Source organism: Streptomyces sp. NPDC051582 (assembly GCF_040681715.1).
In the GTDB taxonomy this organism is placed as follows: domain Bacteria; phylum Actinomycetota; class Actinomycetes; order Streptomycetales; family Streptomycetaceae; genus Streptomyces.
Window position 1 is genome coordinate 38,559 of the sequence record NZ_JBFAZJ010000018.1, and the last position, 21,663, is coordinate 60,221.

A 21,663-nucleotide genomic window follows, 5' to 3' on the forward strand; every position below is an offset into this window, starting at 1 on the left:
GGCGAAGCCTCGCCCGCCTGGCGGGGCGGTCATCCGTTGGGGGGTGTCCCGCCGATCGGGCCGTTACGGCAGGAGGGTGCGGCGCATCGCCCGGTGCGGGATGCCCGCGTCCTCGAACTCCGGGCCGTAGGCCTCGTACCCCAGTGCCTCGTAGAAACCGAGGGCGTGCGTCTGCGCGCCCAGGTCCACGGCCGCCAGGCCGAGCCGGACCGCCTCGGCCTCGATCGCCCGTACCAGCGCCACGCCGACGCCCAGACCGCGCGCGGTCTTGCGCACGGCCAGCCGTCCCAGCGAGCCGACCGCAAGGTCGCCGCCGGTCTTGCCCAGCGCGGCCGGCCCGTGCAGCAGCCGGCCGGTGCCCAGGGGCTCCCCGTCCGGCGCCACCGCCAGCACGTGCACGGCGACGGCGTCGTACGCGTCGTACTCGATCGACTCCGGCACGCGCTGCTCGACCACGAACACCTCGGTCCGCACGGCGAAGCAGGCCTTCAGGTCCTCCTCCGAGACGGCGACCCGGACCTCGGCCGGCGAGGTCACTCGCTCTCCGCCCGGATCACGTCCAGCGCGTGCTGGAGGTCCGCCGGGTACGTGCTCTCGAACTCCACCCACTGGCCGTCCGCCGGGTGCTCGAAGCCGAGCCGCACCGCGTGCAGCCACTGCCGGGTCAGGCCCAGCCGCTTCGCCACCGTCGGGTCGGCGCCGTACGTGAGGTCGCCGACGCACGGGTGCCGGTGCGCGGACATGTGCACGCGGATCTGGTGCGTGCGCCCGGTCTCCAGCTTGATGTCCAGCAGCGAGGCCGCGCGGAAGGCCTCGATCAGGTCGTAGTGGGTGACGGAGGGCTTGCCCTCCTGGGTGACGGCCCACTTGTAGTCCGCGCTGGGGTGGCGGCCGATCGGCGCGTCGATCGTGCCGCTCATCGGGTCCGGGTGGCCCTGGACGAGCGCGTGGTAGCGCTTGTCGACGACCCGCTCGCGGAACTGGTTCTTCAGAGAGGTGTACGCGCGCTCCGACTTGGCGACGGCCATCAGGCCGGACGTGCCGACGTCGAGGCGGTGCACGATGCCCTGGCGCTCGGACGCGCCGGAGGTGGAGATCCGGTAGCCGGCGGCGGCGAGGCCGCCGATGACGGTGGTGCCGGTCCAGCCGGGGCTCGGGTGGGCGGCGACGCCCACCGGCTTCATGATGACGACGATGTCGTCGTCGTCATGGACGATCTCCATGCCCGGGACCGGCTCGGCGACGAGCTCGATCGGCCGCGGCGGCGCGGGCATCTCGACTTCGAGCCAGGCGCCACCGTGCACGCGCTCGGACTTCCCGACGACGCTGCCGTCGACCGACACCTTCCCCGCGGCGGCGAGCTCGGCCGCCTTCGTCCGGGAAAAACCGAACATACGGGCGATGGCGGCGTCCACGCGCTCGCCTTCGAGGCCATCGGGAACGGGCAGGGTGCGGATCTCGGGAATCGTACTCACCCGTCGAGTATGCAGGACTCGACGGCGCGCCCGTCCCGCGATGAGCCCGCGATGAGCTCGCGATGAGCCCGCGATCAGTCCTTGTGGACGGTGCCGTCCGGGTCCAGGCCCCTGAACGAGAGCAGCACGATCAGGATGCCGCCGCACACGATCGCCGAGTCCGCGAGGTTGAAGACGGCGAAGTGGGCGGGTGCGATGAAGTCGACCACGGCCCCCCGGAACACCCCCGGCGAACGGAAGATCCTGTCGGTGAGGTTGCCCAGCGCGCCGCCCAGCAGCAGGCCCAGCGCGATCGCCCACGGAAGGCTGTAGAGCTTCCGGGCCAGCCGCACGATCACGATGATCACGGTGGCCGCGATGCAGGTGAAGATGATGGTGAAGGCCTCGCCGAAGCCGAACGCGGCGCCCGGGTTGCGGATCGCCTCGAACTTCAGCAGATCGCCGATGATCCGGATCGGCGGCTGGTGCTCCAGCTTCGCGACGACCAGCATCTTGCTGCCGAAGTCGAGCAGGTAGGCGAGCAGCGCGACGACGAGCAGCGCGACGATCCGCCGACGCCCCTTGGGCGCGGCGGACTCCGGCTGGGTGTCGTCCCCGACCTCCGGCGTACCGATGATGCTCTCCGCCTCTGCCACGTGAGTCCCTCGACTAGCTCGAACAGGCTGACCCTGACGAGACACGAGAGTACGTCAGGGTCCGCCCGCGGCGGCAGCCCGGCCGTCACCGCCGGCACCTCCGAAAGACACCCCCTAGTGCCGCCGCTCCTGCTTCTGCTTGCAGTCCACGCACAGCGTCGCGCGCGGGAACGCCTGCATCCTGGCCTTGCCGATGGGCTTGCCGCAGTTCTCGCAGAGTCCGTACGTGCCGGCGTCCAGCCGCTCCAGGGCCCGCTCGGTCTGTTCGAGCATCTCGCGGGCGTTCGCGGCGAGGGCCAGCTCGGACTCGCGGGTGATGTTCTTGGTGCCCGTGTCCGCCTGGTCGTCGCCCGCGCCGTCGCCCGAGTCCCGCATCAGGCCCGAGATGGCCTCGTCGGAGGCCTGGAGCTCGTCGCGCAGCCGCAGCACCTCGCTCTGGAGCTCGGCACGGGCCTCGGCCACCTCCGCCGGGGTCCAGGGGTCCTCGCCGGGCCGTACGGCCAGCTCGCCCGGCGCCAGGGCCGCTGCTGCCGTGACCCTCGCCTTCGGCAACCCGCTGGTGGCGGCCGCGGCCGTCTTCCTGGCCGTGCCGGTGCTCTTCTTGGCAACCACTTTCCGGGCTCCCGTCTGTTGCGCGGCCTGCGCCGCCCCCTCGGCCGCGGCCGCCTTGGCCGTGGCCTTCCTCGCGGTCGTCTTCCCGACGCCGGTCGCCTTCCCGTCGGCCGCCTTCTTTGCGGCCACCTTCTTTGCGGGCACCTTCTTTGCGGGCACCTTCTTGGCCGCCGCTTTCGCCGGCGCCTTCGTCACGGAGTTCACGACCGTCTTCTTCCCGGCGGCGGTCGTCTTCTTCCGGGCCGGAGCCGCGTCCTTCGCCGCCGCGACCTTCCCGGCGGCCTTTCCGACAGCCTTCTCGGCAGTTCTCCCGGCGGTCTTCTTCGCCACCATGGCCGCGGCCCCTTCACATACTGTGATCTTGCTCGCGAATCGTGCCGGAACGATAAATCGACTCCGGCCTCGCGGCAACGGGGCACGCGTCCATCGATGCCAACCTGCATCCGTTGTGCCCAGCAGGAAGCCCGGTAATCCGCCACTCCCGTCCCACTGGATCCCGGACGGGCCCGTCAGCCCATTCGGGTCACCCCGCGACCCGCCCGGCCCCGCTCCGCGGCCCGCCCCGGGACCGGCCCCGGGACCGGCCCCGGGACCGGCCCCGAGCCCCTCGGGAACCCCCGCTCCGACCCCCCGTAAACCGGTCTGCCGAGCGCGTCCCCGCCCCGTACACTGGGCCCAGCGAAAGGCATGGACGGGGACGAGTAGTTTCGGACGCAGCCATGAGCGACCCGGGGACGGTGAGAGCCCGGGGGCGAGCGCGATGCGAAGGATCACCCCTGAGCCGCCGGAAGAAAGCCCGCACGGATCCCCGTGGGGCCAGTAGAACCGGCTTCGCACCCCAATGAGGGGGCCACCGGATCACGTGTCCGGCGGCCAAGGAGGGTGGTACCGCGGGAGCAGCGCGGCCTCGGGAACGAGGACGGCTCTCGTCCCTCCGGACGGAAGTGACACCCCGCCGGAGGAAGAGTTCAGCCTCATGACCACACCGCCGCAGTACCGCCCGGTACCCGCCCAGGTCGACCTGCCTGCCCTTGAGCACGCGGTCCTCGACTTCTGGCGGGAGAGCAAGACCTTCGCCAAGACCCTGGAGCAGTCCGAGGGCCGCCCCGAGTGGGTGTTCTACGAGGGCCCGCCCACCGCCAACGGCATGCCCGGCGCGCACCACATCGAGGCCCGCGTCTTCAAGGACGTCTTCCCGCGCTTCCGCACCATGCGCGGCTACCACGTGGCCCGCAAGGCCGGCTGGGACTGCCACGGCCTGCCCGTCGAGCTCGCCGTCGAGAAGGAGCTCGGCTTCAACGGCAAGCAGGACATCGAGGCGTACGGCATCGCCGACTTCAACGCCAAGTGTCGCGAGTCCGTGACCCGCCACACCGACGCGTTCGCCGAGCTCACGACCCGGATGGGCTACTGGGTCGACCTGGACGACGCGTACCGGACCATGGACCCCGAGTACGTCGAGTCCGTGTGGTGGTCGCTGAAGGAGATCTTCAACAAGGGCCTGCTCACCCAGGACCACCGGGTCGCCCCCTGGTGCCCGCGCTGCGGCACCGGCCTCTCGGACCACGAGCTGGCGCAGGGCTACGAGACGGTCGTCGACCCCTCCGTCTACGTCCGCTTCCCGCTGACCTCCGGCCCGCTGGCCGGCGAGGCCGCGCTGCTGGTCTGGACGACGACCCCGTGGACCCTGGTGTCCAACACGGCCGTGGCGGCCCACCCCGAGGTCACCTACGTCGTGGCCACCAACGGGGAGGAGAAGCTGGTCGTCGCCCAGCCGCTGCTGGAGAAGTCCCTGGGCGAGGGCTGGGAGGCCACCGGCCAGACCTTCACGGGCAAGGAGATGGAGCGCTGGACGTACCAGCGCCCCTTCGACCTCGTCGAGTTCCCCGAGCCCGCCCACTACGTCGTGAACGCCGAGTACGTCACGACCGAGGACGGCACGGGTCTGGTCCACCAGTCCCCGGCCTTCGGCGCCGACGACCTCGCGGTCTGCCGCGCGTACGGCCTGCCCGTCGTGAATCCGGTCCGCCCCGACGGCACCTTCGAGGAGGACGTCCCGCTGGTCGGCGGCGTCTTCTTCAAGAAGGCCGACGAGAAGCTGACCGCCGACCTCGACGCGCGCGGCCTGCTCTTCAAGCACATCGCCTACGAGCACAGCTACCCGCACTGCTGGCGCTGCCACACGGCCCTGCTCTACTACGCGCAGCCCTCCTGGTACATCCGCACCACCGCCGTCAAGGACGCGATGCTGCGGGAGAACGAGAAGACGAACTGGTTCCCCGACTCGGTCAAGCAGGGCCGCTTCGGCGACTGGCTGAACAACAACATCGACTGGGCGCTCTCCCGCAACCGCTACTGGGGCACCCCGCTGCCGATCTGGCGCTGCGAGGAGAACCACCTCACCTGCATCGGTTCCCGGGCGGAGCTGAGCGGGCTGACGGGCACGGACCTCTCCGCCCTGGACCCGCACCGCCCGTACATCGACGACGTCACCTTCACCTGCACCCACGAGGGCTGCTCGCTGGAGGCCGTGCGCGTGCCCGAGGTCATCGACGCCTGGTACGACTCGGGCTCGATGCCGTTCGCGCAGTGGGGCTACCCGCACAAGAACAAGGAGATCTTCGAGAAGCGCTACCCGGCGCAGTTCATCTCGGAGGCCATCGACCAGACGCGCGGGTGGTTCTACACGCTGATGGCGGTCGGCACCCTGGTCTTCGACAAGTCCTCCTACGAGAACGTGGTCTGCCTGGGCCACATCCTCGCCGAGGACGGCCGCAAGATGTCCAAGCACCTGGGCAACACCCTTGAGCCGATCGCGCTGATGGACCAGCACGGCGCGGACGCGGTGCGCTGGTTCATGGCGGCCGGCGGCTCCCCGTGGGCGGCGCGGCGCGTGGGCCACGGCACGATCCAGGAGGTCGTCCGCAAGACCCTCCTCACGTACTGGAACACCGTCGCCTTCCAGGCGCTGTACGCCCGTACGTCGAACTGGGCCCCGTCGGCCGCCGACCCGGCGCCGGCGGACCGCACGGTCCTGGACCGCTGGCTGCTCTCGGAGCTGAACGCCCTCGTCGTCGAGGTCACCGAGGCGATGGAGTCGTACGACACCCAGCGCGCCGGCAAGCTGCTGTCCTCCTTCGTGGACGACCTGTCCAACTGGTACGTGCGCCGCTCGCGCCGCCGCTTCTGGCAGGGCGACGCGGCCGCGCTGCGCACCCTGCACGACGTGGTGGAGACGGTCACCCGCCTGCTCGCCCCCCTCACCCCGTTCATCACGGAGCGGGTCTGGCAGGACATGATCGTCCCGGTCACCCCGGAGGCGCCCGAGTCGGTGCACCTCTCCTCCTGGCCGCAGGCGGACACGGCGGCGATCGACCCCACCCTCTCCCAGCAGATGCTGCTGGTCCGGCGTCTGGTGGAGCTGGGCCGCGCGACGCGGGCCGAGTCGGGCGTCAAGACCCGCCAGCCGCTCTCCCGGGCCCTGGTCGGCGCGGCGGGCTTCGACGCCCTGTCGGCGGACCTCCAGGCCCAGATCACGGAGGAGCTGAACGTCTCCTCCCTGGCCTCCCTGTCGGAGGTCGGCGGCTCACTGGTCGACACGACGGCGAAGGCGAACTTCCGGGCGCTGGGCAAGCGCTTCGGCAAGGGCGTGCAGGACGTGGCGAAGGCGGTGGCGGCGGCCGACGCCGCGGCGCTGTCGCTGGCGCTGCGGTCCGGCTCCGCGGTGATCTCGCTGAACGGCGAGGAGATCTCCCTCTCCCCGGAGGAGGTCATCATCACCGAGACCCCGCGCGAGGGCTGGTCGGTGGCGTCCGACTCCGGCGCGACGGTGGCCCTGGACCTGGAGATCACCCCGGAGCTGCGGCTGGCGGGCCTGGCCCGTGACGCGATCCGCCTGATCCAGGAGGCCCGCAAGAACTCCGGCCTGGACGTCGCGGACCGCATCGCCCTGCGCTGGTCGTCCTCGGACCCGGAGGTCGTGACGGCCCTGACGGACCACGCGTCGCTGATCGCGGACGAGGTCCTGTCGACGGACTACGCGTCCGGCGACGCGGACGCCGCGTACGGCGAGCCGTTCACGGACGAGTCCCTCGGCCTGACCTTCCGCCTCCGCAAGGCGTAACCGAGCGGGAAGAACCGAACGGCGCCCCCCGTCCCGGGGGGCGCCGTTCGTCGTTTCGCACACGCGGCGGACCGAGCCGGATTCGAACCGGCGTCTTCCCTCCTGCGGAGGCGGCGCGACGACCCCTGCGCTACCGGCCCACCGCGCGCGGGGCCGATGATATCCGGCCGCAAAACGGGCCGGGCCCGGTACCCCCGTGGGGGAACCGGGCCCGGCCCGTGACTGCCGACGTCGCCGCAGAGGGCGTGCCGCCTAGTTGTCGTCCTCGTCGATGAGGAAACCGCGCATCGGCGACGGCGCCTGCTGCATGGGCTGCGGCGCGGCCGGCCGCACCGGAGCCATCGGCTGCGTCATCGCGGGGGACATCTGCTGCTGGCCACCGTACGAGGGGCCGCCCATCGGGGACGGGCCACCCAGCGGCGAGGGACCGCCCATGGGCGACGGGCCGCCCATCGACGGGTTGCTCATCGCGTGGCCCATGGCTCCGGCCGGAGCCATCGAGGGGGTCGGCGACGGCGGGAGCGCCGGGCCGGCCGGGTTGCGCGGCGGGGCCAGGGAGTCGTCCGCCTGGGTCTCCAGCTGGCGCAGCTGCGACTCCAGGTAGGACTTCAGGCGCGTACGGTACTCACGCTCGAAGCCCCGCAGGTCCTCGACCTTGCGCTCCAGCGTGGCGCGGGCGGACTCCAGGGAACCCATCGCGACGCGGTGCTTCTCCTGCGCGTCCCGCTCCAGCGCGTCGGCCTTGGCGCGGGCGTCCCGCTCCAGGCCCTCGGCGCGGCTGCGCGCCTCGCCGACGATCTTGTTGGCCTCGGAGCGGGCCTCCGCGATCGCCTGGTCGGCGGTCTGCTGCGCCAGCGACAGGACGCGGGCGGCGCTGTCGCCACCGGGGCCCTGCTGCGGGAGCTGCGGCTGCTGCATCTGCTGCATCGGCTGACCCATGGGCTGCATCTGCTGGCCCATCGGCTGCATCTGCTGGCCCATGGGCTGCATCTGCTGGCCGAGCGGGTTCTGGCCGCCCATGGACTGCTGGCCCATGGACTGCTGGCCCATGCCCTGCTGACCCATGCCCTGCTGACCCATGCCCTGCTGGCCCATCTGCTGCTGGCCACCCATGGTGTGCATGGGGCCGCCCATCGGACCCGGGCCGCCCGGACCCTGCGGTCCGTGTCCGCCGGGGCCGGCCGGAAGCTGCGGCTGGCCACCCGGCAGCTGGGGCGGACCCATCTGCGGCGGGCCCTGCTGAGCCGGCGGGCCGGATATGGCGGCGGGCACGGGGGCGCCGGGGCCTCCGGGGCCGCGCTGGTCCTGGGGTTCGGGCTTGCGCATGCCCTGCTGCTGCTGGTTCTGCGCGGCGGCACGCGTGGCGGCGGCCAGCTTGGCGCGCAGGTCCTCGTTCTCGCGCAGCAGGCGCGTCAGTTCGGACTCGACCTCGTCGAGGAAGGCATCGACCTCGTCCTCGTCATAGCCTTCTCGGAGGCGGACGGTCGTGAACTGCTTGTTCCGCACGTCCTCGGGAGTCAGCGGCATGTCTTCTTCACCTCTACGTAGTCGTCGGCAGTCGGCAAGACCGTATCGGGACTGTCCCCGCGCTCACGGGGAAGCTCATCGTTCACACGCTTCTCGCAGCGGTGCTCACGAAACTGATGAGGATGTAAACGATGATCATCAGAACGAAGAAGGACAGGTCGAGTGCCACGCCCCCGAGACGCAACGGCGGAATGAAACGCCGGAGAAGCTTGAGCGGTGGATCGGTGACAGTGTAGGTGGCCTCAAGGACGACCACCATCGCCTTGCCCGGAGTCCATGAACGTGCGAACTGGAAGACGTAGTCCATCACCAGTCGGAAGATCAGCACGATAAGGAAGCACATCAGCGCGATGTAGACCACCTGCAGTGCGACGCCCATCCCGCGCTTCCCTCTCCCCTGCTCTCGCTCAGTCCCCGGCCCCGTGTCTGACGGATCGGTCTAGCTTTGGTTGAAGAACCCGCCCTCCGCGATGCGGGCCTTGTCCTCCGCCGTGACATCGACGTTAGCAGGCGACAGCAGGAACACCTTCTGTGTCACGCGTTCAATGCTGCCGTGCAGACCGAAGACGAGGCCGGCGGCAAAGTCGACAAGTCGCTTCGCATCCGTGTCGTCCATCTCCGTGAGGTTCATGATCACCGGAGTGCCCTCACGGAAGTGTTCCCCGATGGTACGGGCCTCGTTGTAGGTCCGGGGGTGCAGCGTCGTGATGCGGTACGGCTCCCGCTCGGAGACGACCTTGGGCATGATCACGGGGGCGTTCTTCTCCAGGTTCGAGCGTTCAGGTGTGATGGATGCCACGGGGGCAATTCGCGCAGGACGTCCGTTTTCTACCGGCAATGGGATGGGTTCCCGTTGCGCGGGAGGCTGGGCAACTCGTACCGGTTCGTCCGTTACGGGCGGTTGGTGCACGGCCTGCTGGCGCCGGCGGTCCCGCTCCGGTTCCGGCTCGGGCTCGAACTCGTCGTCGGGGTCGTACCCCGGGTTGTCGTACCGGTCGTCCTCCACGAGGCCGAGGTAGACCGCCATCTTGCGCATCGCGCCGGCCATTCTCTGAATCCTCCGCTCTGTGGTGGATCGCCCTGTCGCAGGTGTCGCTGTGTCACCAAAGTCACCAACTGCCCGCGATCCACGTGGTCTGTCCGCCCGTCAGCGGGAATGACCATATTTTCTGCTGTGGTCCGACTTTCTTCGCGACGTTACCCGAGCCGGGGTCTCGCGCCGAGTACCGCAGTGCCGACGCGTACATGTGTCGCACCGGCCGCAACGGCCTGTTCCAGGTCTGCGCTCATCCCGGCCGACACCATCGTGGCAGCCGGATGGTCCGCGCGCAGGCGGGATGACAATTCCACCAGCCGCTCGAAAGCGGCCTGTTCGCGTCCCGCGTAGGGCCCGGCCAGCGGGGCGACGGTCATCAGGCCGTCGATCCGCAGTCCGGGCGCCCCGGCCACGAGGTCCGCGAGTTCGGCGAGCTGCTCGGGAGCCGCGCCGCCGCGGGTGCCGCGCTGCCCCGATTCGGCGTCGAGGGCGATCTGTACGAGGCAGCCGAGTTCGCGCCCGGCCCCCTCGGCGGCCGCCGACAGCGCCGCGACCAGCTTGGGCCGGTCGACGGACTGCACGACATGCGCGTATCCCGCCACGGAGCGGACTTTGTTCGTCTGCAACTGGCCCACGAAGTGCCAGGTGAGCGGCAGATCCGCGCAGGCCACGGCCTTGGGGGCGGCGTCCTGGTCACGATTCTCCGCCACATGACGGACCCCCAGGTCCGCCAGCAGTCGTACGTCGCTCGCGGGGTAGGTCTTGGTGACGACGATGAGCGTCACCCCGTCCCGCGCCCGTCCCGCGGCCGCGCAGGCGGACGAGATGCGTTCCTCCACCCGCGCGAGGTTCTGCGCGAGCTCCGTCTTACGGTCCGTCATTCTTCTTTTCCCCCGGGGGTCCGGGGGTCGCCCCCCGGTCAAGCTCCGTCAACCAGACATATCCGGCAAGCCGTCCGGTCACCCGGTCGCGGCGGTACGAGAAGTGGTCTCGCGACTCCAGTGTGCAGACCGGCGAACGGTGCCGGTTCACCACCCCCGCCTCCGCGAGCTGTGCGTGCACCCCGGCGACCACGTCGACGGACGGGGTCCCCCAACTCGTCTCGCCGTGGGCGGCCGGCACCTCCTCGGCGACCGCCGCCCGCATCTCGGCCGGCACCTCGTAGCAGCGCCCGCAGATCGCGGGGCCGGTACGGGCGATGATCCGGCCGGGTTCGGCGCCGAGGGCGACCATCGCCTCCACCGCGGCGGGCACCACTCCGGCGACCAGTCCGGGCCGCCCCGCGTGGGCCGCGCCCGCGACCCCCGCGACCGGGTCGGCCAGCAGGACCGGGGTGCAGTCCGCGGTGAGCACCGCGAGGGCGAGCCCCCGGCGTGCGGTCACCACCGCGTCCACCGCCGGGACGTCGGCGCCGGCGCCCCAGGGTCCGGGGACCACCATCACGTCACGGCCGTGGACCTGGTTCATCCAGACCACGTGGTCCGGCTCGATGCCCAGGCCCGCTGCGGCGGCCGCCCTGTTCGCGAGAACGGCGGTGGGGTCGTCTCCGACCGCGCCGCCGAGATTGAGCTCCTCGTACGGAACGGCGCTCACCCCGCCCCACCGGTCGGTGAAGGCGAAGTGGGCGCCGCTCTCGTCGTACTGGTCCAGCGTCACTTCAAGAAGTCCGGGACATCCAGTTCCTCGGCCGGGCTGTCCTGGTACGGCCGGGCCGTCGGGACCTGCGGCGCGGGGGCCGCGGTCTCGATCGGAGCCGCCTCGGCCGGGGCCGGGGCCTCTTCGCGCGGGGTGACCGTACCCAGTTGGCCGAAGGCCGGACGGGCCGGCTCGGCCGCGCGGACCGGCGCCGGGGCCGGCTCCTCGCGCTTGGTGGACGCCGCACCGATGACGTTGTCCCGGCGGGCCGGGGGCTGTCCGCCGTCGAAGCCGGCGGCGATGACGGTGACCCGTACCTCGTCGCCGAGCGCGTCGTCGATGACCGCGCCGAAGATGATGTTCGCCTCGGGGTGGGCGGCCTCGCTGACCAGCTGCGCGGCCTCGTTGATCTCGAAGAGACCGAGGTCCGAGCCACCGGAGATGGAGAGCAGCACACCGCGGGCTCCGTCGATGGACGCCTCCAGCAGCGGCGAGGAGATCGCCATCTCGGCCGCGGCCACCGCGCGGTCGTCGCCGCGGGCCGAGCCGATGCCCATGAGGGCCGAGCCGGCCTCGGACATGACGGACTTGACGTCCGCGAAGTCGAGGTTGATCAGACCCGGGGTGGTGATGAGGTCGGTGATGCCCTGGACACCCGAGAGCAGGACCTGGTCGGCCGACTTGAAGGCGTCCAGGACCGAGACCTGGCGGTCCGAGATGGACAGCAGCCGGTCGTTGGGGATGACGATGAGGGTGTCGACCTCTTCGCGGAGCTCGGCGATGCCGTCCTCCGCCTGGTTCGCGCGGCGCCGGCCCTCGAAGGTGAACGGCCGGGTGACCACACCGATCGTCAGGGCGCCGAGCGAGCGCGCGATGTTGGCGACGACGGGTGCGCCGCCGGTGCCGGTGCCGCCGCCCTCGCCGGCGGTGACGAAGACCATGTCGGCCCCCTTGAGGACCTCCTCGATCTCCTCGCGGTGGTCCTCTGCCGCCTTGCGACCGACTGCCGGGTTGGCGCCGGCGCCGAGGCCCCGGGTGAGTTCACGGCCGACGTCGAGCTTGACGTCGGCGTCGCTCATCAACAGCGCCTGGGCGTCCGTGTTGATGGCGATGAACTCGACGCCCTTGAGACCGACCTCGATCATTCGGTTGATGGCATTGACACCACCGCCGCCGACACCGATGACCTTGATGACTGCGAGGTAGTTCTGCGGTGCTGCCACGTCGAAGGCCTCTCGCCTCGAGTTACGTGTCGCCGCCTCGCGGGCCTGCGTTGCGACGACTGATGCCGAAATGTGGGACGGTCCGAACGCGCCGACCCGAACCCTAACCCTGAAGTTTAGGGTTAAGTATGTGCCTGTTCCCTGGACTCTTCCGAACAGGACACTAAGTCGACAAGTAGCGCGTGTTCAACGAACACGCCGAACCTCCCGTTTTTCTTTTCACCCTATGTGATCACCCGTATCGGTGGCCAACCAGGGTGCGTCGCCGTTCGACCCGACGTCAACTCCCGGACACCGCAGGGGCGGTGGGGACGCTCACGTCAAAGTGGTCAGCCTTGGGCGCGGCTTTCAGCAGGGCGCTCAGCGCGCGTCCCTTCGCCTCGCCCTGCTCGCCGCTGCCCCACACCACGGTCCGCCCGCGGGTCAACTCCAGTACGACCGAGTCGTACGAGCCCACCTTGACCTGCACGGTCTCCTTGGCGACCGCCTCGGGGAGGTCTCCGGCGACGCCCACGGCCTCGTGCAGCAGCCGTTCCTCGTCGAAGCGGCGGCCGCTCGGCGACTGTGCCGCTGACAATTCGAGGACCGGAACGCCCGCGGGAGCTTTCGCGGCCGTGTCGAATCGCACACCCGAAGCGTCCACTTCCACGAACTTGGCGTCCTTTTTGATGAGCAGGACGGGTTTGCGCTCCGTCACTTTCAGCCCGATCCCGTGCGGCCAGGCCCGCACCACGTCGACCGAATCGACGCGGGGCAGCCGGCTGCGGACGCGGCCCGCGATCTCGTCGGTGTCCACGCTCACGAGCGGCGCCCCGACCGGTACGGCCGCGGCGGCCAGCACCTGCTCGGGGGTGAGCACCCGGGTGCCGCTCGTGGTCACCTTCTCGACGCGGAGCCAGGAGGAGCCGTAGAGCACCCAGCTGCCGCCCCCCGTGAGGAGGACGGCGGCGAGGAGGGTGAGCAGCACGGGGCCCCGGTGCCGCAGGCGCCTGACGAGGCGCTGGACACCGGGGCCCTGCGGGCCGGATCCCCCTGACGGTCCCGACGACCTGGGCGGCTTGGGCGGCTTGGGAGAGCCGGAGCCCTTGCCCTTCCGGGCGGACCCGGGATTGCCGCGCTGTGCGGTCGTCGCTCCGGCCACTCCTGTGCCTCCTGCGCTAGCGGTTCCTGTGTGCGGCGATCGCCTCGTACACCATCGCGACGAGCAGGTCGTCGGCGTCGCGGCGGCCGAACTCGGCGGCGGCGCGGGACATCTCGTACAGGCGGTGCGGGTCGGCGAGCACCGGGAGGACCTGGCTGAGCACCCACTCGGGCGTCAGCTCCGCGTCGTCGACGAGCAGGCCGCCGCCGGCCTTGACCACCGGCTGGGCGTTGAGCCGCTGTTCGCCGTTGCCGATCGGCAGCGGTACGTACGCGGCGGGCAGCCCGACGGCGGAGAGTTCGGCGACGGTCATCGCGCCCGCGCGGCACAGCATCATGTCGGCGGCGGCGTACGCGAGATCCATCCGGTCCACGTACGGTACCGGCACGTAAGGCGGCATCCCGGGCATGTTGTCGACACGCGGCAGTTCGTTCTTCGGACCGACCGCGTGCAGGATCTGGATCCCGGAGCGCTGGAGGGTGGGAGCGACCTGCTGGATGGTCTCGTTGAGGCGGCGTGCGCCCTGCGAGCCGCCGGAGACCAGCAGGGTCGGCAGGTTCGGGTCCAGGCCGAAGGCGGCGCGCGCCTCCGGGCGGACCGCGGCCCGGTCCAGGGTGGAGATGGAGCGGCGCAGCGGGATGCCCACGTAGCGGGCGCCGCGCAGTTTGCTGTCGGGGGTGGAGACCGCGACGGCGTGCGCGTAGCGGGAGCCGATCTTGTTGGCCAGTCCCGGCCGGGCATTGGCCTCGTGGACGATGATCGGCACCCCGAGCCGCTTGGCGGCGAGGTAGCCGGGCAGGGCCACGTAGCCGCCGAAGCCGACGACGCAGTCGGCCTTGGTGCGCTCCAGGATCTCCTCTGCGGCCTTGATCGTCCCGCGCAGCCGCCCGGGGACGGTGATCAGCTCGGGGGTGGGCTTGCGGGGCAGCGGGACGGCCGGGATCAGCCCCAGCTCATAGCCGCGCTCGGGCACGAGGCGGGTTTCGAGCCCGCGCTCCGTGCCGAGGGCGGTGATGCCCACGGAAGGGTCCTGCCTGCGCAGGGCGTCCGCGAGGGCGAGCGCCGGCTCGATGTGGCCGGCGGTCCCCCCACCGGCGAGTACGACATGCACCGAAATTCACCGCTCTCCGGACGGACGCCTCTTGACGCTCCGTCTCATCGACTTCCATCTCTGCCCGGTCCGCTTCCAGCCGGTCTTCGGCTGGCGCATCGCGAGCGCCGCGCGCGCCGCCGGCTCCTCACGCGCGAAGGCGATGAGCAGTCCGACCGCGAACATGGTCGGCAGCAGCGCGGACCCGCCGTACGAGAACAGCGGGAGCGGGACTCCGGCGATCGGCAGCAGACCGAGCACCGCACCGATGTTGATCACGGCCTGCGCCGTGATCCAGGTGGTCACGCCTCCCGCGGCATACCGTACGAAGGAGTCCTCCGTGCGTCCGGCCACGCGGATACCCGCATAGCCTAGAGCCGCGAACAGGGCGAGTACCGACAGCGTCCCCGCCAGACCCAGTTCCTCCCCGGTGATGGCGAAGATGAAGTCGGTGTGGGCTTCGGGCAGTTGTCCCCATTTTTCCACACTGGCGCCCAGACCGGAACCGAACCATCCGCCCGATGCGAGAGCGTAGATCCCGTGCACGGCCTGCCAGCACAGGTCGCCCCGGCCGGGATCCGTCGCGCCCAGGCAGGCGAGCCGGTCCATCCGGTGCGGACTGGTCTTGATCAGCAGTGCGACGATCACACCCGCGAAGGCCAACACCGCCACGAACATCCGCGTCGGCGCCCCGGCCAGCCACAGCAGGCCGAACAGGATGGCCCCGAGGATCATCGCGGTGCCCATGTCGCCGCCCAGCATGATCAGCCCGAGCAGCAGGAAGGCGACCGGGACCAGCGGCACCAGCAGGTGCTTCCACTGGCTCAGCAGCTCCTTGTCGCCCTTGCGGGCCAGCAGGTCGGCGCCCCACAGGATCAGGGCCAGCTTGCCGAACTCACTGGGCTGGAGCATGAACGGACCGCCAAGGGAGATCCAATTCTGGTTGCCGTTGATCGCGACCCCTATCCCGGGGACCTGGACCAGGACCATCAGGAACAGGGTTCCGGCGAGTACGGGGTACGACAGCGCCCGGTGCAGTTTGACGGGCATCCGGGAGGCGACGAGCAGCAGTACGGTGCCGATCAGGGCGGCCAGGAACTGCTTCTTGAAGAAGTACGCGTCGCCCAGGCCCAGCTGGAGCGCCTTGATCATCGAGGCCGAGTAGACCATCACCAGGCCGAGCACGGTGATGAGCAGGGAGCTGCCGAAAATCAGGTAATACGCTGTGAGGGGCCGGTCCCAGGCCTTGCGCAACTGCCGCTGCGTACGCCGCAGCCGCTCCAGCGGCCCGCGCCCGGCGGGCCGCTGCCCGCCGGAGGCCGGACGCCTGCGGCCCTGCGCCTTGACCGTCCTGGCGGACTTGGCGCCGTTCACGGACTTGGCGGCCTTCACGGCGGACGGCCGCCGCCCCGGCAGCACTTGCTTGGCCGGCATGTGTGACCTTCCCCTCCACTCGTACGAGGCGAGCAGCCGGTCGGGGAGGACTCGCCGACCTGAGAAACGGCCGGCCGGACCTACGCGTTCTCGGCGGCCAGCTCGCGCACCGCGTCCGCGAATGCGTCCCCGCGCTTGTTGTAGTTCGCGAACATGTCCATCGAGGCACAGGCCGGGGCCAGCAGAACCGTGTCGCCGGGCTCTGCGAGCCGGGCCGCCTCCCGGACCGCTGCGAGCATCGCCCCAGTGTCGGTCCGGTCGAGGTCGACGACCGGGACCTCGGGGGCGTGTCGCGCCAGCGCCTCGGCGATCAGTGCCCGGTCGGCGCCGATCAGCACCGCGGCGCGCATCCGGTTCGCGGACTTCTGCACGAGCTCGTCGAAGGTCGCCCCCTTGGCGAGCCCGCCGGCGATCCACACGACGGGCTCGAAGGCCGCCAGGGAGGCCTCGGCGGCGTGCGTGTTGGTCGCCTTGGAGTCGTCGACGTACGAGACCCCCGCGACCTCGTCCACGAACGCGACGCGGTGCGCGTCGGGGCGGAAGTCGCGCAGCCCGTCGCGGACCGCGCGCGGCTCGACGCCGAAGGCGCGGGCCAGGGCCGCCGCGGCGAGGGCGTTGGCGATGTTGTGCGGGGCCGGCGGGTTGACGTCCTTGACCTCGGCGAGCTCCTGGGCGTTCTTCTGCCGGTTCTCCACGAAGGCGCGGTCGACGAGGATGCCGTCGACGACGCCGAGCATGGAGGGCCCGGGGGCGCCGAGGGTGAAGCCGATCGCCCGGCAGCCCTCCTCGACGTCGGCGTTCTCGACGAGCTTCTCGGTGGCCGGGTCGGCGACGTTGTAGACGCAGGCGACGGTGTTGCCCTCGTAGATACGGCCCTTGTCGGCGGCGTACGCCTCCATCGTGCCGTGCCAGTCGAGGTGGTCCGGGGCCAGGTTGAGCACGGCCGCCGAGTGGGCGCGCAGCGAGGGCGCCCAGTGCAGCTGGTAGCTGGAGAGTTCGACGGCGAGCACGTCGTGCTTCTCCTCGCCGAGCACCACGTCGATGATCGGGGTGCCGATGTTGCCGACGGCCGCGGTCTTCAGGCCCGCCGCCCTCAGGATCGACGCGAGCATCTGGGTGGTGGTGGTCTTGCCGTTGGTGCCGGTGATCGCCAGCCAGGGGGCCGCGTCCGGGCCGCGCAGCTGCCAGGCGATCTCGACGTCACCGACGACCTCGACGCCGGCCGCCGCGGCGGCGGCGAAGAGCGGGCTCTGCGGCTTCCAGCCGGGCGAGGTCACCACCAGGTCGGTGCCCTCGGGCAGCGTCTCGGCGTCCGCGAGCCGTACCGAGATGCCCAGCTCGCCGAGTTCGGCGGCGCGGGCCCGGTGGCCCTCGCCGTCGCCGCCGTCGACGACGGTCACCGAAGCGCCGAGGCCGGCCAGGGCGCGGGCGGCGCTGATGCCGCTCACGCCGAGGCCGGCGACGGTGATGTTCTTGCCCTGCCAGGACGTCACTTGTCCGCTGCCCATCCCGCGTAGAAGAGTCCGAGACCCACGATCACGCACATGCCCTGGATGATCCAGAACCGGACCACCACCAGGACCTCGGACCACCCCTTCAGTTCGAAGTGGTGCTGGAGCGGGGCCATCCGGAAGACGCGCTTCCCGGTGAGCTTGAAGGAGCCGACCTGGATGACGACCGACATGGTGATGAGGACGAAGAGGCCGCCGAGGAGGGCGATCAGGAACTCCGTGCGGGAGCAGATCGCGAGACCGGCGAGGGCGCCGCCGAGGGCCAGCGAGCCGGTGTCACCCATGAAGATCTTGGCGGGCGAGGTGTTCCACCACAGGAAGCCGAAGCAGGCGCCCATCAGCGCGGAGGCGACGATGGCGAGGTCCAGCGGATCTCGTACCTCGAAGCAGGCGTTGGGGTTCGTCAGGGTCTGCGCGTTGGCGCACGACTCCTGGAACTGCCAGACGCCGATGAACGTGTACGCGCCGAAGACCATCACCGCGGCGCCGGTCGCCAGACCGTCCAGACCGTCCGTCAGGTTCACGCCGTTGGACATCGCCAGGATCATGAACAGCGCCCAGACGACGAACAGCACCGGGCCGATCGACCAGCCGAAGTCCGTGACGAACGACAGCTTGGTGGAGGCCGGGGCATTGCCGCGGGCGTCCTTGAACTGCAGCGCCAGCACCGCGAAGGCGATGCCGACGATCAGCTGGCCGGCCATCTTGGCCTTGGCCCGCAGACCGAGCGAGCGACGCTTGACGATCTTGATGTAGTCGTCGAGGTAGCCCACGAGGCCCATGCCGGACATCAGGAAGAGCACCAGCACGCCGGAGAACGTGGCCGGGCTGCCCGTGATCACCTTCGTCAGGGCGTACGCGATGATCGTCGCCAGGATGAAGGAGATGCCGCCCATGGTGGGCGTGCCCTTCTTCCCGGCGTGGCCGCGCGGGCCGTCGTCGCGGATGAACTGGCCGTAGCCCTTCCGGGCCAGCAGCTTGATCAGCAGCGGCGTGCCGACCACGGTCAGGAACATGCCGATGACACCGGCGAAGAGGATCTGCCTCATCGGTCGGCGACCTCGCCCTCACCGGACACCAGAGCCAGAGCGACCCGCTCCAGGCCGACCGACCTGGAAGCCTTCACCAGCACGACGTCACCCGGGCGCAGTTCACTGCGCAACAGGTCGATCGCCGCCTGCGCGTCGGACACGACCACCGACTCCTCACCCCACGAACCCTCGTTATATGCGCCCAGTTGCAGCCAGGACGCTTCCCTGCCCCCGACTGCGACGAGCTTGCTCACGTTGAGCCGGACGGCAAGCCGTCCCACCGCGTCGTGCTCGGCCAACGATGCGTCCCCGAGCTCGGCCATGGGACCGAGCACCGCCCACGTGCGTCCCCCGTCGGCCCTGGCCGCGCCGCCCATCGCGGCAAGCGCGCGCAGTGCGGCCCGCATGGACTCGGGATTCGCGTTGTAGGCGTCGTTGACGATCGTCACGCCGTCCGCCCGCTCGGTGACCTCCATCCGCCACCGGGACAAGGTGCCCGCCCCCGAGAGCGCGGTGGCGATCTCCGAGGTGGACATGCCCAGTACATGGGCGACGGCGGCCGCGGCGAGCGCGTTCGACACGTGGTGCTCACCGTACAGGCGCAAGGTCACTTCGCCGCACCCGGTGGGTGTGTGGAGTGTGAAGGAGGGCTGTCCCGCCGGTGTCATACGGACTTCCGTGGCCCGTACGTCGGCGTCGTCGGCCTCGCCGAACAGCACCGTACGGGCCTTCGTCCGGGCGGACATCGCACGCACCAGCGGATCGTCGGCGTTGAGGACGGCGACTCCGCCGTCCGCTGCGGCCGGCAGGGCCTCGACGAGCTCGCCCTTCGCCTGCGCGATCTGCTCGCGGCCGCCGAACTCGCCGATGTGCGCGGTCCCGACGTTGAGGACGAGTCCGATGCGCGGCGGGGTCAGGCCGGTGAGGTAGTCGATGTGCCCGATGCCTCGGGCGCCCATCTCCAGTACCAGGTGCCGGGTTTCCTCCGTGGCGCGCAGCGCGGTGAGCGGCAGGCCGATCTCGTTGTTGAGGGAGCCCGGGGTCCACACGGTGGGTGCGTGGGTCTGGAGCACCTGGGCGATGAGGTCCTTGGTGGAGGTCTTGCCGGCGGAGCCCGTCAGGGCCACCACATCGGTGCCGAGGCGCTCGACGACGGCCCGGGCGAGGGCGCCCAGGGCCTTCTCGACGTCGGCGACGACGATCGCGGGTACGCCGACGGGCCGGGCGGCGAGGACGGCCGCGGCTCCGGAGGCCACCGCCCGCTCGGCGTACTCGTGGCCGTCGACGTGTTCGCCGGCGAAGGCGGCGAACAGGCTGCCGGCCTCCACCTGGCGGGAGTCGATGACCACGGGCCCGGTGATCCGCACGGACGGATCCGGTATGTCGTGGGGCCGCCCGCCGGTGATGTCGGCGATCTCGGCGAGGGAAAGGGCGATCACTGGTTCACCTCGGCCTGTCGGACGTTGCTGCCTTGCTGGCGTTCGATCGCGGCACGGAGCACCGCGCGGTCGTCGAAGGGCCGTACGACGCCCGCCGTGTCCTGGCCCTGCTCGTGGCCCTTGCCGGCCACCAGCACGGTGTCGCCGGGCTCGGCGCGCGCGACGGCCGCGGCGATGGCCGCGGCCCGGTCGGCGTCGACGAGGACCGTGCCGCGCTCTTCGGCCGGTACGGACGCGGCGCCCCCGAACATCGCGGCGAGGATCGCGAGGGGGTCCTCGGAGCGCGGGTTGTCGGAGGTCAGTACGGCGGTGTCGGCGAAGCGGGCCGCCGCGGCGCCCATCGGGGCGCGCTTGGTGGTGTCGCGGTCGCCGCCGCAGCCGAGCACGATGTGCAGCTTGCCGGTGGTGACCTCGCGCAGTGCGCGGAGCACCGATTCGACGGCGTCCGTCTTGTGCGCGTAGTCGACGACGGCCAGGTACGGCTGGCCCGCGTCCACCCGCTCCAGCCGGCCGGGGACCCCGGGGACCGCGGCGACGCCGTCGGCGGCGGTCTGCGGGTCGAGGCCGGCGGCGGCGAGCGTGACGATCGCGGCGACGGTGTTGGCGACGTTGAACGGGCCGGGCAGCGGGGCCGTGGCCCGTACGCGCTGCCCCTCGGGGCCCACCACGGTCAGCGTGGAGTCCATGTGCCCGAACACGACGTCCTCGGCGCGCCAGTCGGCGGCCCGGTCGCCCTCGGCGGAGAAGGTGACCACCGGGATCGTGGCCTCCTTGGCGAGGCGGCGGCCGTACTCGTCGTCCATGTTGACCACGCCGAGGCGGGCGCGGCGCTCGGTGAAGAGCTGCGCCTTGGCCTGGAAGTAGTCCTCCATGTCCGAGTGGAACTCCATGTGCTCCGGGCTCAGGTTGTTGAAGACGGCGACGTCGAAGACGCATCCGTCGACCCGGCCGAGCACCAGGGCGTGGCTGGAGACCTCCATGGCGACGGCCTCGACCCCGCGTTCGCGCATGACCGCGAACAGGGCCTGGAGGTCGGTGGCCTCGGGGGTGGTGCGCTCCGACTTGATGCGCTCGTCGCCGATGCGCATCTCGACGGTGCCGACCAGTCCGGTGGAGCGTCCGGCGCCGCGCAGTCCGCCCTCGACGAGGTAGGCCGTGGTGGTCTTGCCGGAGGTTCCGGTGATGCCGATCTGGAGCAGGCCCTCGCCGGGACGGCCGTAGATCGTGGCGGCGAGCTCGCCCATCCGGCCGCGCGGGTCGGCGACGGCCAGGACCGGCAGCCCGGTCGCGGCCGCGCGTGCGGCGCCCGCCGGGTCGGTCAGTACGGCCGCGGCGCCGAGGGCGGCCGCCTGGGCGGCGAAGTCCGCACCGTGCAGCTTGGCGCCGGGCAGGGCCGCGTACAGGTCGCCGGGGCGCACGGCACGGGAGTCGTGCGTGATGCCGGTGATCCGCGGGGGCTGCGCCGCGGTGTCCGCGGGGGCCGCGCCGGGGGCTTCGACACCCAGCAGGTCGGCCAGCTCGCCCAGGGGTGTCGGGCGGGCGGCCTGGGGCCGGGGCGCTCCCGGCGGCGTTGCCGGGGCGTCTTGCTGGGCGGTTCTGGGCTGATCAGCGTGGGGCACGGCGGTGAGCGTACCGGGCGCGGCGGGCCGCTCGCGAAGTGAGGGCCCGGCCGCGTGGTCGTCGGCCGACGGGTTCCCGGGTTTCGGGGTGATCGTTGTCACTGATGGTGCCTCACGGATTTCTGGCGGGCC

General features: G+C 71.2%; 18 protein-coding genes and 1 tRNA gene. 1 reads left to right on the forward strand and 18 read right to left on the reverse strand.

Annotated elements, in window-relative coordinates; genetic code table 11:
- Positions 1 to 63 precede the first annotated feature (63 nt).
- The 4 genes from AB0M92_RS23120 to AB0M92_RS23135 all read right to left on the reverse strand — a co-directional run bounded on the left by AB0M92_RS23120 (position 64) and on the right by AB0M92_RS23135 (position 3,055).
- Positions 64 to 537: a GNAT family N-acetyltransferase gene (locus tag AB0M92_RS23120; RefSeq protein ID WP_366104173.1), complete on the reverse strand. Its 474-nt coding sequence runs from the start codon at positions 535 to 537 to the stop codon at positions 64 to 66.
- Positions 534 to 1,475: an RluA family pseudouridine synthase gene (locus tag AB0M92_RS23125; RefSeq protein ID WP_366104174.1), complete on the reverse strand. Its 942-nt coding sequence runs from the start codon at positions 1,473 to 1,475 to the stop codon at positions 534 to 536. Before AB0M92_RS23125 ends, AB0M92_RS23120 begins: the two co-directional genes overlap by 4 nt.
- Positions 1,476 to 1,549: 74 nt before the next feature.
- Positions 1,550 to 2,110 (reverse strand): signal peptidase II, encoded by a 561-nt coding sequence (gene lspA, locus AB0M92_RS23130; RefSeq protein ID WP_366104175.1) that lies wholly within the window; start codon positions 2,108 to 2,110, stop codon positions 1,550 to 1,552.
- A 114-nt stretch (positions 2,111 to 2,224) separates the two neighbouring features.
- Positions 2,225 to 3,055, reverse strand: coding sequence for a TraR/DksA family transcriptional regulator (locus AB0M92_RS23135; protein ID WP_366104176.1), 831 nt, complete (start codon positions 3,053 to 3,055; stop codon positions 2,225 to 2,227).
- Positions 3,056 to 3,698: 643 nt separating this feature from the next.
- On the opposite strand from AB0M92_RS23135, the gene ileS reads away from it, so the two are divergent.
- Positions 3,699 to 6,845: an isoleucine--tRNA ligase gene (ileS, locus tag AB0M92_RS23140; protein ID WP_366104177.1), complete on the forward strand. Its 3,147-nt coding sequence runs from the start codon at positions 3,699 to 3,701 to the stop codon at positions 6,843 to 6,845.
- A 67-nt stretch (positions 6,846 to 6,912) separates the two neighbouring features.
- On the opposite strand, the gene AB0M92_RS23145 is transcribed toward ileS, so the two are convergent.
- The 14 genes from AB0M92_RS23145 to AB0M92_RS23210 form a co-directional block, all read right to left on the reverse strand.
- A tRNA-Arg gene (locus tag AB0M92_RS23145) sits at positions 6,913 to 6,985 on the reverse strand.
- 112 nt (positions 6,986 to 7,097) lie between these two features.
- Complete coding sequence (locus tag AB0M92_RS23150; RefSeq protein WP_366104178.1) at positions 7,098 to 8,372, reverse strand: DivIVA domain-containing protein; 1,275 nt, start codon at positions 8,370 to 8,372, stop codon at positions 7,098 to 7,100.
- Positions 8,373 to 8,454: 82 nt separating this feature from the next.
- Positions 8,455 to 8,751 carry a YggT family protein gene (locus AB0M92_RS23155; protein WP_030155988.1) on the reverse strand — a complete coding sequence of 99 codons (297 nt, stop codon included), beginning with the start codon at positions 8,749 to 8,751 and terminating at the stop codon, positions 8,455 to 8,457.
- Positions 8,752 to 8,811: 60 nt separating this feature from the next.
- Positions 8,812 to 9,420, reverse strand: a complete 609-nt coding sequence (gene sepF / locus AB0M92_RS23160) for a cell division protein SepF (protein ID WP_048480482.1) — start codon at positions 9,418 to 9,420, stop codon at positions 8,812 to 8,814.
- A 149-nt stretch (positions 9,421 to 9,569) separates the two neighbouring features.
- Positions 9,570 to 10,289, reverse strand: a complete 720-nt coding sequence (locus AB0M92_RS23165; protein ID WP_366104179.1) for a YggS family pyridoxal phosphate-dependent enzyme — start codon at positions 10,287 to 10,289, stop codon at positions 9,570 to 9,572.
- Complete coding sequence (pgeF, locus tag AB0M92_RS23170; RefSeq protein ID WP_366104180.1) at positions 10,276 to 11,064, reverse strand: peptidoglycan editing factor PgeF; 789 nt, start codon at positions 11,062 to 11,064, stop codon at positions 10,276 to 10,278. The genes AB0M92_RS23165 and pgeF overlap by 14 nt, the downstream gene beginning before the upstream one ends.
- The gene (gene ftsZ, locus AB0M92_RS23175; RefSeq protein ID WP_366104181.1) at positions 11,061 to 12,266 is read right to left on the reverse strand and encodes a cell division protein FtsZ; all 1,206 of its coding nucleotides are present in this window, start codon (positions 12,264 to 12,266) and stop codon (positions 11,061 to 11,063) included. Before ftsZ ends, pgeF begins: the two co-directional genes overlap by 4 nt.
- 280 nt (positions 12,267 to 12,546) lie before the next feature.
- Positions 12,547 to 13,407: an FtsQ-type POTRA domain-containing protein gene (locus AB0M92_RS23180; RefSeq protein ID WP_366104182.1), complete on the reverse strand. Its 861-nt coding sequence runs from the start codon at positions 13,405 to 13,407 to the stop codon at positions 12,547 to 12,549.
- A gap of 16 nt (positions 13,408 to 13,423) precedes the next feature.
- On the reverse strand, positions 13,424 to 14,518 hold the full coding sequence (murG, locus tag AB0M92_RS23185; RefSeq protein WP_030863673.1) for an undecaprenyldiphospho-muramoylpentapeptide beta-N-acetylglucosaminyltransferase: 1,095 nt from the start codon (positions 14,516 to 14,518) through the stop codon (positions 13,424 to 13,426).
- 6 nt (positions 14,519 to 14,524) lie between these two features.
- Complete coding sequence (ftsW, locus tag AB0M92_RS23190) at positions 14,525 to 15,931, reverse strand: putative lipid II flippase FtsW (protein ID WP_366104183.1); 1,407 nt, start codon at positions 15,929 to 15,931, stop codon at positions 14,525 to 14,527.
- 80 nt (positions 15,932 to 16,011) lie between these two features.
- On the reverse strand, positions 16,012 to 17,439 hold the full coding sequence (gene murD / locus AB0M92_RS23195) for a UDP-N-acetylmuramoyl-L-alanine--D-glutamate ligase (protein ID WP_366104184.1): 1,428 nt from the start codon (positions 17,437 to 17,439) through the stop codon (positions 16,012 to 16,014).
- Positions 17,421 to 18,491 carry a phospho-N-acetylmuramoyl-pentapeptide-transferase gene (mraY, locus tag AB0M92_RS23200; RefSeq protein WP_030156005.1) on the reverse strand — a complete coding sequence of 357 codons (1,071 nt, stop codon included), beginning with the start codon at positions 18,489 to 18,491 and terminating at the stop codon, positions 17,421 to 17,423. Before mraY ends, murD begins: the two co-directional genes overlap by 19 nt.
- The gene (gene murF, locus AB0M92_RS23205) at positions 18,488 to 19,912 is read right to left on the reverse strand and encodes a UDP-N-acetylmuramoyl-tripeptide--D-alanyl-D-alanine ligase (RefSeq protein ID WP_366104185.1); all 1,425 of its coding nucleotides are present in this window, start codon (positions 19,910 to 19,912) and stop codon (positions 18,488 to 18,490) included. Before murF ends, mraY begins: the two co-directional genes overlap by 4 nt.
- Complete coding sequence (locus AB0M92_RS23210; protein ID WP_366104186.1) at positions 19,909 to 21,633, reverse strand: UDP-N-acetylmuramoyl-L-alanyl-D-glutamate--2,6-diaminopimelate ligase; 1,725 nt, start codon at positions 21,631 to 21,633, stop codon at positions 19,909 to 19,911. Before AB0M92_RS23210 ends, murF begins: the two co-directional genes overlap by 4 nt.
- Positions 21,634 to 21,663 lie beyond the last annotated feature (30 nt).

What these genes read in the sequence shown, in the direction of transcription:
- AB0M92_RS23165 (WP_366104179.1), bottom strand. Translation starts at nt 10,289, where the DNA reads ATGACGGACCGTAAGACGGAGCTCGCGCAGAACCTCGCGCGGGTGGAG.
- ftsW (WP_366104183.1), bottom strand. Translation starts at nt 15,931, where the DNA reads ATGCCGGCCAAGCAAGTGCTGCCGGGGCGGCGGCCGTCCGCCGTGAAG.
- AB0M92_RS23150 (WP_366104178.1), bottom strand. Translation starts at nt 8,372, where the DNA reads ATGCCGCTGACTCCCGAGGACGTGCGGAACAAGCAGTTCACGACCGTC.
- AB0M92_RS23155 (WP_030155988.1), bottom strand. Translation starts at nt 8,751, where the DNA reads ATGGGCGTCGCACTGCAGGTGGTCTACATCGCGCTGATGTGCTTCCTT.
- ileS (WP_366104177.1), top strand. Translation starts at nt 3,699, where the DNA reads ATGACCACACCGCCGCAGTACCGCCCGGTACCCGCCCAGGTCGACCTG.
- sepF (WP_048480482.1), bottom strand. Translation starts at nt 9,420, where the DNA reads ATGGCCGGCGCGATGCGCAAGATGGCGGTCTACCTCGGCCTCGTGGAG.
- AB0M92_RS23135 (WP_366104176.1), bottom strand. Translation starts at nt 3,055, where the DNA reads ATGGTGGCGAAGAAGACCGCCGGGAGAACTGCCGAGAAGGCTGTCGGA.
- mraY (WP_030156005.1), bottom strand. Translation starts at nt 18,491, where the DNA reads ATGAGGCAGATCCTCTTCGCCGGTGTCATCGGCATGTTCCTGACCGTG.
- murD (WP_366104184.1), bottom strand. Translation starts at nt 17,439, where the DNA reads ATGGGCAGCGGACAAGTGACGTCCTGGCAGGGCAAGAACATCACCGTC.